Below are 13,320 nucleotides of genomic sequence, written 5' to 3'. Positions count from 1 at the left end.
TCATGGTTGATTTTGCAGAACACCGTAAGGCGTTACTCTGCAATGATGCTGCATCCATTGCTGACTATTCGTCAGCAATGGACCAAGCGACTAAAGCAGTTGCAGCATGGTTGCAAAATGATAAAATGTACACAGGCGGTAGCATTAAAGAGCTACGCAGCGCGATTGCATTTAATCCTTCTAAAGAAGGTTTGGGTGTACAAAAGTCACTTGAACGTATGATTGAGCTTTTCTTAAACAAAAGCTTAAAAGTCCATCACCCGCACTCGCTCGCGCATTTGCACTGCCCAACTATGGTGACTAGTCAAATTGCTGAAGTGCTGATTAATGCAACGAATCAATCAATGGATTCTTGGGACCAAAGTCCTGCAGGTTCATTGATGGAAGTTCAGTTGATTGACTGGCTTCGTCAAAAAGTGGGTTATGGTGCAGGTCAAGCTGGTGTGTTCACTTCTGGTGGTACACAGTCAAACTTGATGGGTGTACTGCTTGCACGTGATGCATGTATTGCGAAAAACTGGAAAGACGAAAACGGTAATCCGTGGTCTGTACAGCGTGATGGCGTGCCGGGCGATGCGATGCGCAACGTCAAAGTTATTTGTTCTGAAAATGCACACTTCTCTGTGCAAAAGAACATGGCGATGATGGGCATGGGTTTCCAATCAGTCGTAACCGTTCCTGTGAACGAAAACGCTCAGATGGATGTGGATGCACTTGAAAAAACCATGGCTCACCTTCAAGCTGAAGGTAAAATCGTGGCATGTGTGGTTGCAACTGCGGGCACAACCGATGCAGGTGCGATTGATCCACTGAAGCAAATTCGTGAAATCACCAACAAATATGGCGCGTGGATGCACATTGATGCGGCGTGGGGCGGTGCTTTAATCCTATCGAACAATCACCGTGATATGTTGGATGGGATCGAGCTTTCTGACTCTATTACGCTTGATTTCCATAAGCATTACTTCCAAACCATCTCTTGTGGTGCGTTCTTGTTAAAAGATGAAGCGAACTATCGTTTCATGCACTACGAAGCTGAGTATTTAAACTCAGCTTATGATGAAGAGCATGGCGTGCCAAACTTGGTGTCTAAGTCACTTCAAACAACCCGTCGTTTTGATGCGTTGAAGCTTTGGATGACTGTTGAAGCACTTGGTGAAGAGCTCTATGGTTCTATGATTGACCACGGCGTTACTTTAACTCGTGACGTTGCTGATTATATCAATGCAACTGCTGGTTTAGAGATGTTGGTTGATCCACAATTTGCATCTGTATTGTTCCGTGTGGTTCCAGCAGGCTATCCAGTAGAATTGCTTGATACCTTAAACCAAAACGTTGCAGATGAATTGTTTGCACGTGGTGAAGCGAATATTGGTGTAACTAAAGTAGGCCAAAATCAATCATTGAAAATGACGACTTTAAGTCCAGTTGCGACTTTAGATAACGTGAAGAACCTGCTTAGTCTTGTCCTTGCAGAAGCGGATCGTATCAAAGGTCCAATCGCAGATGGAACCTATACACCTGCAATTGCTTAATCGATTGTTTGTGTTAAAAAAGGAGCTGATATCAGCTCCTTTTTTATGTGTTCTAAATATTAAAGAACATAACATCACTGGCTAAGTTTCTAATTTTAATTATGTTGGAGATGCTTTATTTTTCTATGAAGTAGTTGTCGATATCTGCTTCAACTATGATTTTCAGGAAAATGAGCTTCAATAGTTAAGACTAAAGCTAAATATTCGGGCTTTTGATTTTCAACAGGCAAATGATTTCCTTCACGAATTTTCAAGTTAAAGGTATGACCTGCACGACAGGCAAGTCCTTATCATAATCCCGAAAAATTGGGGGGTAAATAAACGTGTTTGGCTAGCTGTCATGGGAAATGTCGCACTCATATGACTTGTCACGCTTATTACGAAAAATGAATGGTTAAGGCGGCAGTAAGGGGAGGAGAAACCCAAAATCTCCTTCTTTGAGCTATCTTTTAGAAAAAAGATAAAGCGGTGTCGTCAGAAATACCCATTATTCGGACAAATATTTCTAAAAATAAGAAAAGTACCTGAGTCTGAAAGTCATAAATTTGCTCTCGTATTTGAGATGAGCATGCTATTTTTCAGTAATAAATAAGGGATAAAAGGTAAAAATTAAGACCTAAATGATGCTCAATTTTCTAAATATGACACCACTCATTTGTCATTTATAGGTTATGAAATTCTGACAAATGGCGAAAATTTATATGGATTTTGCATATAGGTATACGCAAAGTTTTATAGATTAGAAGGGATATTCAATGTTAAATAAATCAAAGTCTATGGAGTTCTTTTTTGCTTTATGTATTGATTCTAAATGTGTTTTATTTTTTATAAAAGCGTAAAAGATGTTTATGTAAAATGAATTACGCACTCTCGGTATATCGAAATAAGAAAAATTCTTTACGTGTTTAGACTGGGTGAAATTGAACAAAGTGTAACGAATCATGGAAAAATAAAAATAAACATCATGAAAGTGTCACAATGCTGTAACTTGCTTGTCATATTCTGAAATCAAAATGCAGTTATCCAAAAAAGTACAAGACTGAATAAAAAGTGGCGTACTTCAAAATGTTTAATATGTGAGATAACAAATATGCGCTTAAACCATATCGCACTTGCAGTAGTAGTTTCTGGGGCAGCTGTAGCAACCACGGCAAACGCAGCTCGTGACACAATCCAAATTGCGGGTTCTTCAACAGTTTTACCATATGCAAGTATTGTTGCTGAAGAATTTGGCAATACTTTCCCACAATTTAAAGCACCAGTTGTTGGTTCTGGCGGTTCTTCAGGTGGCTTAAAACAGTTCTGTAATGGTGTGGGTGATAACACAATTGATATCGCAAACGCATCTCGTAAAATTAAAGATACAGAATTAGCTGCTTGTAAGAAAGCTGGTGTGAACCAAGTGATCGAAATCAAAATTGGCTATGACGGTATTGTATTCGCTTCAAATGCAAGCAAAGCAGCATATAAATTACGTCCACAGCACGTCTATGCAGCTTTAGCAGCGCAGTTACCATCTAACGGTAAAATGGTTGCAAACCCATATACACGTTGGAACCAAATTGACAAAAGCCTTCCAAACGAACCAATCACTTTAGTGATTCCAGCATCAAACCACGGTACACGTGAAGTGTTCCAAGAAAAAATGGTTGATGCAGGCTGCGAAACTTATGCAGCAATCAAAGCAATGGATAAAGATGCACAAAAGAAAGCATGTTCAACTTTCCGTAAAGACGGCAAAGTGATTGAGATTGCGGGTGACTACACTGAAACTTTAGCGCGCTTAAAAACCTCGCCTAGCGCAGTAGGTGTGTTTGGTTTGGGTTTCTACGACCAAAACCGTGACAAGTTACGCGTAGCTACAGTGAACAATGTTGCACCATCTGAAAAGACGATTTTGAATGGTTCATACCCAGTTTCTCGCCCACTATTCTTTTACGTGAAGGGTGAGCACTTGAAATCAATCAAAGGCTTAAAAGAATACACGGAATACTTCATCAGCAAGAAAGTATCAGGTAAAGGTTCTAAGCTTGAGCGTGCTGGTTTGATCTCAATGTCAGACAAAGAGCGTGCAGCAGTTCTTGCGAACTTCAAAGCAGGCAAAGCGGTTAAGTAATTAAGCGTAGAAACAGTCAACGGTAGGCAAGTCCTACCTTTGACGTTTTTTACTAGGATTAAGTTTTTTCAAATAATGAAAATTGAAAGAACCGTGGAGAATACATGAATCTGCTACTTATAGGTGTGTTATTGGCACTGATTGCCATAGCCTATCAAATGGGCTTAAGTCAGAGCCGTAACTTAGCAGGTAAGGGAAATAATTCTGCAAAATTACACTCACGTCCGGGGTATTACGGTGCGTTAGTGGCTTTGTGGTGTGGTATCCCTGCTTTTTTAATTTTGATTGTTTGGAATATTGTTGAACCAAATGTTTTGAATCATGTGGTGTTAAATCACGTGCCAGCACAAGTCGCTGCAACCTTAGATGCTGCTAGTACGGATGTGTTGATTAACCGTGTAGAAGCGATTGCCTCAGGTTTTGGTGTCACAGATACACCAGCCGCGTATGAGCTTGCTGCTGCGGAGCAACTGGCGAAGTTTCAAAGCATTGGAACATTTGCAAAAATTGCAGTGGTGATTTGTGCTGCACTGGCAGGTTTAGTCGCTGCGAAAAAGCGCATTGCAACTCAATTCCGCGCGCGTAACCAAGTTGAAAAAACCATTAATGTTGCACTTGCGCTCTGTTCTGGTGTCGCGATTCTAACCACGATTGGTATCGTGATGTCGATGTTCAGCGAAGCGATGCGATTCTTCCACTTCGTGAGTCCACTCGACTTTTTCTTCGGTACAGAATGGAACCCAGGTTTTAGTACTTCAGGTAGTGCAGAGGGCAGTTATGGTTTGCTTCCTCTACTTTGGGGCACCTTAATGGTCAGTGGTATTGCACTCTTGGTTGCAGTCCCTGTGGGTTTAATGATCGCGATCTATCTTGCTGAATATGCATCTTCTGGTTTCCGCTCATGGGCAAAACCAACCATTGAAGTGCTCGCAGGGATTCCAACCATTGTTTACGGTGTATTTGCACTGATGATCATTGGCCCATTCTTTAAAATGCTTGGCGAATCCGTTGGTTTACACATCAACGCAACCAGCGCACTCACTGCTGGTTTCGTCATGGGGATCATGATTATTCCTTTCGTATCATCGCTGTCTGATGACATTATCACGCAGGTGCCACGTGCATTACGTGATGGCTCATTAGGTTTGGGTGCGACAAAGTCTGAAACCATTCGTCAGGTGGTGATACCTGCAGCACTTCCGGGCATTATCGGCGCGTTCTTGCTTGCAGCGTCACGTGCCATCGGTGAGACCATGATTGTGGTGCTTGCAGCAGGGAATAGTCCTTTATTGCATGCCAATCCACTTGAAGCCATTTCAACTGTGACCATTACCATCGTAAACCAATTGACCGGTGATACTGACTTTGCAAGCCCGCAAGCTTTGGTGGCATTTGCACTAGGTCTGACCCTCTTTGTAATTACGCTTGGTTTGAACATTGTTGCACTGTACATCGTGCGTAAATATCGTGAGCAATACGACTAATGACGACTTCTAATAGCACAGCAGATCAAGTATTTGATCCACAACATGCGGCAGAATTACGAGAAAAGCGTAAGCAAACGATCAGTAATTCATTGGCAAAACGTCACCGTAAAGAAAAAAGCTTTCGTTTCTTTGGTTTCTCAGCAGTGATTGCAGGTTTATTCTTTGTCGCGCTACTTTTTGGCAGTATTTTATCGAAAGGCTTACCTGCTTTTTGGCAAAGTAGCATGAGTTTACCCGTGTACTTTGACCCTGCCATTATTACGACAGGTGCAAAACCTGTACAGCGTGCAGGTGAATCTCCAGCACAGTTTGAAGAGCGTTTTATTGCTTGGCAAACTGAAATGGGTATGGTGGATTGGGATGCTTTAATCGTGAATGCCATGATTGCAAAAGATCCAGCACTTGGTTCTAAACGAGATGACTTGGCTTCTTTGTACACTAGTTCTGAAGCATATCGCTTACGTGATATGGTGATGAAAGATCCATCATTGGTCGGTAAGAAAGAAGACATTAAAGTGCTTGCTGATGCAAACGTTGATGTGTGGCTCGCAGGAAATATTGACCGTAGTTTGCCTGATGAACAGCAACAGTTGAGCCCAGAAGTTCGTCAACTTGCCGATGAAATGAAAGCTTCAGGGGTAATGGAAAATACTTTCAATACCAACATCTTTGTCAGTCCAGACTCGCGTAGTTCTCCTGCAACTTCAGGTTTAGCAGGGGCATTCATGGGGTCGCTGTTCATGATGCTGATCGTGATCATTATTTCGATTCCAATTGGCGTGGCATCTGCAATTTATCTTGAAGAATTTGCGCCTAAAAACTGGATCACTGATGTCATTGAAGTCAATATTAACAACCTTGCAGCTGTACCATCAATTGTCTTTGGTTTGCTCGGTGCTGCGATCTTTATTGGCTGGATGCATTTACCGCTTTCTGCGCCATTGGTCGGTGGTTTGGTGCTGAGCTTAATGACTTTACCAACGGTGATTATTACGACACGTGCATCGTTGAAAGCTGTACCACCTTCAATTCGTCAGGCCGCTTTAGGGCTAGGTGCTTCACGTGTACAAACCGTATTCCATCACGTTTTACCACTTGCACTACCAGGGATTCTAACAGGTGCAATTATTGGTGTAGCGCAAGCATTAGGTGAGACTGCACCGCTGTTATTAATTGGTATGAGTGCATTTGTTGCAAGTGTACCTACAACTCCATTTGATCAATCGAGTGCTTTACCTGTACAGATTTTCTTGTGGCAAGGTAATGAGCTGCGTAACTTCTTCGAAGGACGTACAGCAGCTGCGATTATTGTTCTGCTTGCAATGATGATTGGACTCAACAGTATTGCAATTTGGTTACGTAAGAAATTTGAAGTCCGTTGGTAAGTGAGGGCAAAATATGAATACCGTTGTTAAAAATTCCTTAGATCAGGATCAAACAGTGAATCAAGAACACACTCAATTTACAAACCCAAATACGACCTCAGGTCAGCAGGGTACTTCTTTTGTGTCGCAGTTTGATACACAGACTTCTACTAAGAAAGATCAGGCACAAGGACAAGTCAAACTCAGCACTTCAGATGTACATGTTTACTATGGCGAAGCTGAAGCGATTAAAGGGATTGATCTGAATATCTACGAAAATGAAGTGATTGCATTTATTGGGCCATCAGGCTGTGGTAAATCGACCTTCTTACGTACTTTGAACCGTATGAACGACACCATTGATAGCTGTCGTGTGACGGGTAAAGTGATGTTGGATAATCAAGATATTTATGACCCAAACCTAGATGTGGTACTGCTTCGCGCTCAAGTAGGTATGGTATTCCAGAAACCAAACCCATTCCCAAAGTCAATTTTTGATAACGTGGCTTATGGCCCTAAACTCCATGGTTTGGCCCGTGATAAGTATGACTTAGAAGAAATTGTAGAAAACAGCTTACGTAAAGCGGGTCTTTGGGATGAAGTCAAAGACCGTTTAAACCAACCGGGCACAGGCTTGTCGGGTGGTCAGCAGCAGCGTTTATGTATTGCGCGTACCATTGCGGTAAGCCCAGAAGTGATTCTGATGGATGAGCCATGTTCAGCGCTTGACCCGATTGCAACAGCGAAAGTGGAAGAGCTTATTTCTGAGCTTTCAACGCAGTATACGATTGCGATTGTGACGCACTCAATGCAGCAGGCTGCACGTGTATCAGACCGTACCGCTTACTTCCATTTAGGTGACTTGATTGAAGTGAACTCAACCGAGAAAGTCTTCACTCAGCCAGATCATCAGCTAACTGAAGCTTATATTACAGGTCGTTTCGGTTAATACGCATAACTTGAAATATTTGAAAAAACAGAGCCTAAATGCTCTGTTTTTTTGTTATAAGCAGATATTAAGTCTGGTGACTAAAACAGCCATGATGATGGACATTGCGTATTAGCGTCACATTGAACAAAAGATGCGAAGATGTGCCGTCTGAGATATAGACTCATCTTGTAAATGATTAAATGTGAAAGGTAACGCATTACAGAATAAAACAAAAAATGGCTATTGAAAAAAAATGCCATTGACCTAATCTAGGTCATATACCGACGTATTATTTTAGAGAATATAATTTCTATGTTATTTCATTTACCGAAACTTCCCGCTGAAATTCGAATTACACATTTAAATGCGCGTATTAATGAACAACGTAAAAAAATTACGCAAACTACAGCATCTAAATTGGAGTTATTGCAACTGACTCAGCAGTTAGCGAAAGAGTCTCGTCACCGTAAAAAGGCTAATCAAAAAGTTTATATTCTAGATTTTAAAGGTGATACTGCGGCAACAGCGGTAGAAAGCTTACGTGAAGAAATCACCTTGATTTTAGCGACAGCCAAAGCAGGGCGTGATCGCGTTGTGGTGCGTTTAGAAAGCCCAGGCGGTATGGTACATGGTTATGGTTTGGCTGCTGCCCAATTGGTGCGTTTACGTGATGCAGGTTTCAATCTCACTATTTGTGTCGATAAAGTTGCAGCGAGTGGCGGTTATATGATGGCATGTATCGCCAATCAGATTATTGCTGCACCTTTTGCGGTTGTTGGTTCAATTGGTGTGGTCGCGCAAGTTCCTAACTTTAATCGTCTGCTAAAAGAACACAATATCGATTTTGAACTGTACACAGCAGGCCAATATAAACGTACAGTGACGATGTTTGGTGAAAATACAGCCGAAGGTAAGGCGAAGTTTGAAGAAGAGTTACAACAGACGCATGTGCTGTTTAAACACTTTGTTGAAAAATACCGTCCGCAACTCAATGTTGAAAAAGTTGCGACAGGTGAGCACTGGTATGGGAAAGATGCTTTAGATTTGAATTTGGTCGATCAGTTACAAACTTCAGATGCTTATTTACTTAATTTACTGACCGATCATGATGTTTATGTCATCTCAACGCGTAAGAAACCGACTTTAGGTGAGAAGTTGGGCTTACAAGCTGTGCAAATTGCAGATGCCTTGGTACCAGCAGTCATGAATAAAGTGATAGAAACCTTAACTAAAACCAATGCAAGTTTGGTGCAAATGCGTGATCCAAAACTTTAATATTTAGTTGGCCGATTCATTTCAAAAAGTCTGGTTCCGAAATATGCAAAAAGCAATTTTAGAACCAGACTTTTTTGTCTTAAGCCAAGTACGCTTTAATCATTTTCACTAGACGTTCAATCAGTTGATTCGCCTGTTCTTTGGTAATATTCAAGGTCGGCAGTAAACGCACCACAGAACCTGCAGTAACGTTAATAATAGTGTGGTATTCATCACGAGCGATGTTGACCAAGTCACCACATGCTTTTGGTAGCTCCACACCAATCATCAAACCAAAGCCACGTACAATCACATTTTGATCGGCAAGTTGCTTACGCAGTTGTTCTACGATGTAAGCGCCTTGTTCAGCCGCATTTTGAACGATGTTTTCTTTTTGCATAATGTCGATGATGGTATACACCACACGCGAACCCAATGCTGAACCGCTATACGTAGAACCGTGGTTACCCGCGGTCAATACGCCTACACCACGACCTTGAGTCATCACCGCACCAATGGGGAAACCATTACCTAAACCTTTGGCTGTGGTGAGTACATCAGGAATGATGTTGGTGTGTTGGTAGGCAAAGTATTCACCTGTACGGCCATTACCTGTTTGAACTTCATCCAGCATCATCAGCCAGTTGTGTTGATTACAGATTTGACGAATCTCTTCCAAATAGCTAAAGCCTTGCGGAGCAGTGTTGACACCACCTTCGCCCTGAATTGGCTCGACAAAAATTGCGACAATGTCTGGATGGTGAATTGCGGCTTCTTCAATGGCTTCAATGTCGCCGAATGGAACACGAATAAAACCTTCAACCAATGGGCCGAAGCCTTCTTGGACTTTTTTGTTGCCTGTTGCTGATAAAGTTGCCATGGTACGACCATGGAATGAGTGCTCTGCAACAATGATTTTTGGATTGGCAATGCCTTGCATGTAGCCAAATTTACGGGCAATTTTGATTGCACCCTCATTGGATTCTGCACCACTGTTTGAAAAGAATACTTCTTCCATGCCAGCAACTTCAGCAAGTTTTTGTGCTGCAGCCGTTTGCCAAGGCACTTCAAACAAGTTACTGGTATGAATGAGCGTTGCAGCTTGTTCTGCAATCGCTTCTGCAATGACAGGGTGTGCATGACCTAAACCACAAACTGCAATGCCCGTCAGTGCATCGAAGTATTCAGTACCATCTTCTGTGTACAGATAAGAGCCTCGACCTCGGACAAAGCTGATCGGCTGACGGCCAAATACTGGCATCAAATGAGAGGGTTGATCAGTTTGTACAGGAGCAAGGGTAATGTTATTCATGACTAACTCTTATCTGTTAGAGGGTAAGTGAAATCCAATATTAAGCAATTATGCTTGTAGTTTTAAAGCCTAAATCTAAATAAAAGTCGAAATATTGCTTTAGGCATACTGTTTTTCTACGTTTTGGGTATAATGCGGGTTAGATTAGTTGAGGATTGATCAATGACTGAACAAGCACGCGATACCGAAGCGTTAATTCGTGACCAAATTGCAAAACACGCTGTACTTCTTTATATGAAAGGCACCCCACAGTTTCCACAATGTGGTTTCTCTGCACGTGCTGTAGAAGCGCTTAGTCAAATTGGTCGTCCGTTTGCTTATGTGAATATTCTTGAAAATCCAGATATTCGTGCTTTGTTACCACAAATTGCAAACTGGCCTACATTCCCACAGTTATGGATCAACGGTGAGTTGATTGGTGGTAGTGACATTATTCTAGACATGTTCCAAAAAGGTGAATTACAACCTTTAGTTGAACAGCATAGTCCAGCACCTGAAGCTTAATCTTCAGTTGTAAAAAAAAGCGCCATTGAGGCGCTTTTTTTTGTTTGAGGGAAAGTGTTAATCCGCTGTAGTTACAGTGCTTACAGCTTCAGAAGTGTGTTCCGCTGCATTTTCAGTTGCAACAGTCTTCTTTTCAGCTTTTGCCTTTTTTTTGTCCTTCTTCTTTTTTTTCTTTTTCTTCGGCTCTTCTTCAAACTCAGCACCATCTTCAATGGCTTGCCAATAATCTAGCTGATCCATCACCGCCGCATAAATAGACTTCTTGGTATAGCGTCCTTTCTTGTCTAAAGTGCCGACTGGTCGAGCCATAAGTAGTTCAAGCGCTTGATCAATCGTATCTATAGCATGAATGTGGAACTGGCCATTTGAAACCGCTTCAATCACGTCTTTACGTAACATTAAATGTTGCATGTTTTGACGTGGAATAATCACACCTTGCTTACCAGTTAAACCTTGAAGTTTACATGCATCAAAGAAACCTTCAATTTTCGCATTGACACCACCAATCGGTTGAACTTGACCCAATTGGTTCATTGAGCCAGTAATCGCCCAAGACTGATCAATCGGTAGCTGACTAATTGCAGAGATTAAAGCGGAGAGTTCAGCAACTGTGGCGCTATCACCATCGACTTGACCATAGCTTTGTTCAAAGGCAAGCGCAGCAGAGAAGTGTAGGGTTTGCTCACGACCGAAATGTGCTTTTAAGAATGAGGACATCAGAAGCACACCTTTCGCATGCAGAGAGCCACCGAGCTCGACACTACGCTCAATATCTAGAATATCGCCGCCGCCTTGATACACAGAGGCTGTTAAACGTGACGGCAAGCCAAATTCAACATCTGCATAGTGAATGACCGAAAGCGCATTAATTTGACCGAGGCGGTGTCCACGCGTTTCGATGAGCTGTGTACCACGAGATAAATCCTGCCAATAGAGCTCACGTAAATAGCCTAAGCGATATTTACGATGATCTAGTGCCATATTAATGTGTTGATCCGAGACCATTTTATCACCTGATTGGAAGGCGTGATGATGCGCCTCACGAATCAAATCACCCAAAGTGAGGGCATGTAGAGATAAGGAGCTTTGGTCTTCGGCTTGACGGCTAGAGTCGGTCAAAAGTGCAGAAAGTGCAGATCGATCGAAAGGAAGCAGTTTGTCGGCCTGTACATAGTCTGCAATCAGTTGCATATAGGCTTGTTCATTTACTTCATTACGCTGCAACGTATCAGTAAAGTCGGCACGGATTTTAAAGACACTGCCAAGCTCAGGTTCTACTTCGAGTATTTCATAGTAAATTTCAGGCTCAGCCAATAAAACCACTTTCAAATTCAGTGGGATTGCCTCAGGTTCAATTGAGATACTTCCTGTCAGTGTTAGCATATGCTCAAGTGAAGAAAGTTTTAACTGGCCTGATTTTAAAGCACGTTTTAGACCTTGCCATGCATAAGGCTGTTCAAGCAGTTGTTCTGCTTCTAACATTAAAAAACCACCATTGGCTTTATGCAATGTCCCTGGGCGGATTAGGGTAAAGTCTGTAGTAATGGTGCCATGTTGAGTCAGTTGCTCTACATGGCCAAGTAAATTGTAGTGAGTGGGGAAGTCTTCAAAAATAACCGGTGCACCAGCATTGGATTTATGCGACACAATCACATTGGCTTGGTAGCGCGAAGGGATACGACTAAACAGGCCTGGGGTAAAGTCATCTTCTTCTTGTTCGAGTACCACCTCGACATTGTTAATAATGTCTTCAGCATAATATTTTAAATAGTCTTTTAAGCCCTCAACCTCAGCAAACTTAGTCAGTAACTGTTCGACTTTAGGCAATAAAACTTGCTTGGCAATATCGCGGTTCAACACTTGAACTTTATCGCGGGCATCTTCTTCCAAGTCGCCTAAATGCATGCCTAAACGTTCAAGTTTTTTATCCATGTGGCGTATATTGGCATTAATTTCAGAACGCTCTTTAGAGCTTAAAGCATTGATGTCGGCCTGCGTCATTTCCAATACTTTATCGTCTACATACTGGACAGGGATAAAGCAGTGCTCATCATTCCGAGAGACCAGTTTGAGGTCGAGTTCTTCGCCTTCTTGGGTCAATTCAATCAAGGCTTGTTGCTGAACGTCACCCGTTTGTTGGCGAATGGCTTCTATACGGTTGTGGTAGGTTTCAGCAGTAAAGCGGCGCTCGAGCTGCTTTAAAGTGGTTTGCCATGTTTGATGTAACATGGTTTGAAATTTTACTGCTTGACCCGCAGGCAACTCTAAAGCAATCGGTTGACGTGGGCTTTTAAAATTATAAACGTAAACCCAATCGTTCGGTGTCGGCATATTTTTGGCGTGTTGCTGGAGTAAACGCTTGACCATGGTGCGCTTGCCCAAACCAGCTGTCCCTACGGCAAAAATGTTATAGCCAGAATAAGGTAAGGAAATGCCTGCTTCAACTGAAGCACGTGCACGATCTTGCCCTAAAAAATTATTGAGCGGTTTAATACGACGCGTTGAGGCTGGAATCTTATCCAGAGCAGGGATATGCGTCAGTTGCTCTGCTTGAAGTTGTGTCTTTGCTAAGGTCGTTTGAATTTCGGGTTGGTCAAATGCTGAACTAAGGTTGTTTTCTGGATTTTCTTGACTATTTAATGCGGGCGGTACAGATAAAGAAGAGCTCATTTGATCGTGTTTTTGGGTCACTTTGAAATCCGAAACTAAAGATTGCGTTAGAAACTTAAAGGTATACAGGTTTAATGCAAAAGATCAAGCAAAGTCGCAGTGTTTGTCGACAAAAATAGAACATTGATTTTATAAATCAGGTTGAAA

The 13,320-nt window shown here is 42.1% G+C and carries 9 protein-coding genes; 7 read left to right on the top strand and 2 right to left on the bottom strand.

From position 1 onward, the window contains the following. The first annotated feature begins 2 nt into the window (after positions 1-2). The 6 genes from AC5EUN_RS09805 (at position 3) to sohB (ending at position 8,708) form a co-directional block, all read left to right on the top strand. Complete coding sequence (locus AC5EUN_RS09805) at positions 3-1,535, top strand: pyridoxal phosphate-dependent decarboxylase family protein (protein WP_058952076.1); 1,533 nt, start codon at positions 3-5, stop codon at positions 1,533-1,535. Positions 1,536-2,625: 1,090 nt separating this feature from the next. Then, complete coding sequence (locus AC5EUN_RS09800) at positions 2,626-3,651, top strand: substrate-binding domain-containing protein (RefSeq protein WP_004693599.1); 1,026 nt, start codon at positions 2,626-2,628, stop codon at positions 3,649-3,651. Positions 3,652-3,755: 104 nt separating this feature from the next. Then, positions 3,756-5,135: a phosphate ABC transporter permease subunit PstC gene (gene pstC / locus AC5EUN_RS09795; RefSeq protein WP_058952075.1), complete on the top strand. Its 1,380-nt coding sequence runs from the start codon at positions 3,756-3,758 to the stop codon at positions 5,133-5,135. Beyond that, on the top strand, positions 5,135-6,523 hold the full coding sequence (gene pstA, locus AC5EUN_RS09790) for a phosphate ABC transporter permease PstA (protein ID WP_058952074.1): 1,389 nt from the start codon (positions 5,135-5,137) through the stop codon (positions 6,521-6,523). The genes pstC and pstA overlap by 1 nt, the downstream gene beginning before the upstream one ends. Positions 6,524-6,536: 13 nt before the next feature. Then, complete coding sequence (pstB, locus tag AC5EUN_RS09785) at positions 6,537-7,451, top strand: phosphate ABC transporter ATP-binding protein PstB (RefSeq protein WP_058952073.1); 915 nt, start codon at positions 6,537-6,539, stop codon at positions 7,449-7,451. Between the two features lie 285 nt (positions 7,452-7,736). Continuing rightward, positions 7,737-8,708 (top strand): protease SohB, encoded by a 972-nt coding sequence (gene sohB, locus AC5EUN_RS09780; RefSeq protein WP_291389646.1) that lies wholly within the window; start codon positions 7,737-7,739, stop codon positions 8,706-8,708. Between the two features lie 79 nt (positions 8,709-8,787). Here the strand turns inward: sohB and AC5EUN_RS09775 are convergent, their stop codons facing one another. Further along, positions 8,788-9,999, bottom strand: coding sequence for an aspartate aminotransferase family protein (locus AC5EUN_RS09775; protein WP_058952071.1), 1,212 nt, complete (start codon positions 9,997-9,999; stop codon positions 8,788-8,790). Between the two features lie 162 nt (positions 10,000-10,161). Here AC5EUN_RS09775 and grxD point away from each other — a divergent pair, with 162 nt between their 5' ends. After that, positions 10,162-10,503: a Grx4 family monothiol glutaredoxin gene (gene grxD / locus AC5EUN_RS09770; RefSeq protein ID WP_004693588.1), complete on the top strand. Its 342-nt coding sequence runs from the start codon at positions 10,162-10,164 to the stop codon at positions 10,501-10,503. Between the two features lie 57 nt (positions 10,504-10,560). Here grxD and AC5EUN_RS09765 read toward each other — a convergent pair whose 3' ends face one another. Then, positions 10,561-13,194: a Lon protease family protein gene (locus AC5EUN_RS09765; protein ID WP_010326464.1), complete on the bottom strand. Its 2,634-nt coding sequence runs from the start codon at positions 13,192-13,194 to the stop codon at positions 10,561-10,563. Positions 13,195-13,320 lie beyond the last annotated feature (126 nt).

Source organism: Acinetobacter sp. CAU_H_S170_2 (assembly GCF_058890445.1).
The sequence above is the reverse complement of the archived record's forward strand: the minus strand, read 5'-3'. Positions and strand labels throughout refer to the sequence as shown.

Coding starts and splice junctions, on each gene's coding strand:
- AC5EUN_RS09805 (WP_058952076.1), top strand. CDS start 3: ATGGTTGATTTTGCAGAACACCGTAAGGCGTTACTCTGCAATGATGCT.
- AC5EUN_RS09800 (WP_004693599.1), top strand. CDS start 2,626: ATGCGCTTAAACCATATCGCACTTGCAGTAGTAGTTTCTGGGGCAGCT.
- pstC (WP_058952075.1), top strand. CDS start 3,756: ATGAATCTGCTACTTATAGGTGTGTTATTGGCACTGATTGCCATAGCC.
- pstA (WP_058952074.1), top strand. CDS start 5,135: ATGACGACTTCTAATAGCACAGCAGATCAAGTATTTGATCCACAACAT.
- pstB (WP_058952073.1), top strand. CDS start 6,537: ATGAATACCGTTGTTAAAAATTCCTTAGATCAGGATCAAACAGTGAAT.
- AC5EUN_RS09775 (WP_058952071.1), bottom strand. CDS start 9,999: ATGAATAACATTACCCTTGCTCCTGTACAAACTGATCAACCCTCTCAT.
- grxD (WP_004693588.1), top strand. CDS start 10,162: ATGACTGAACAAGCACGCGATACCGAAGCGTTAATTCGTGACCAAATT.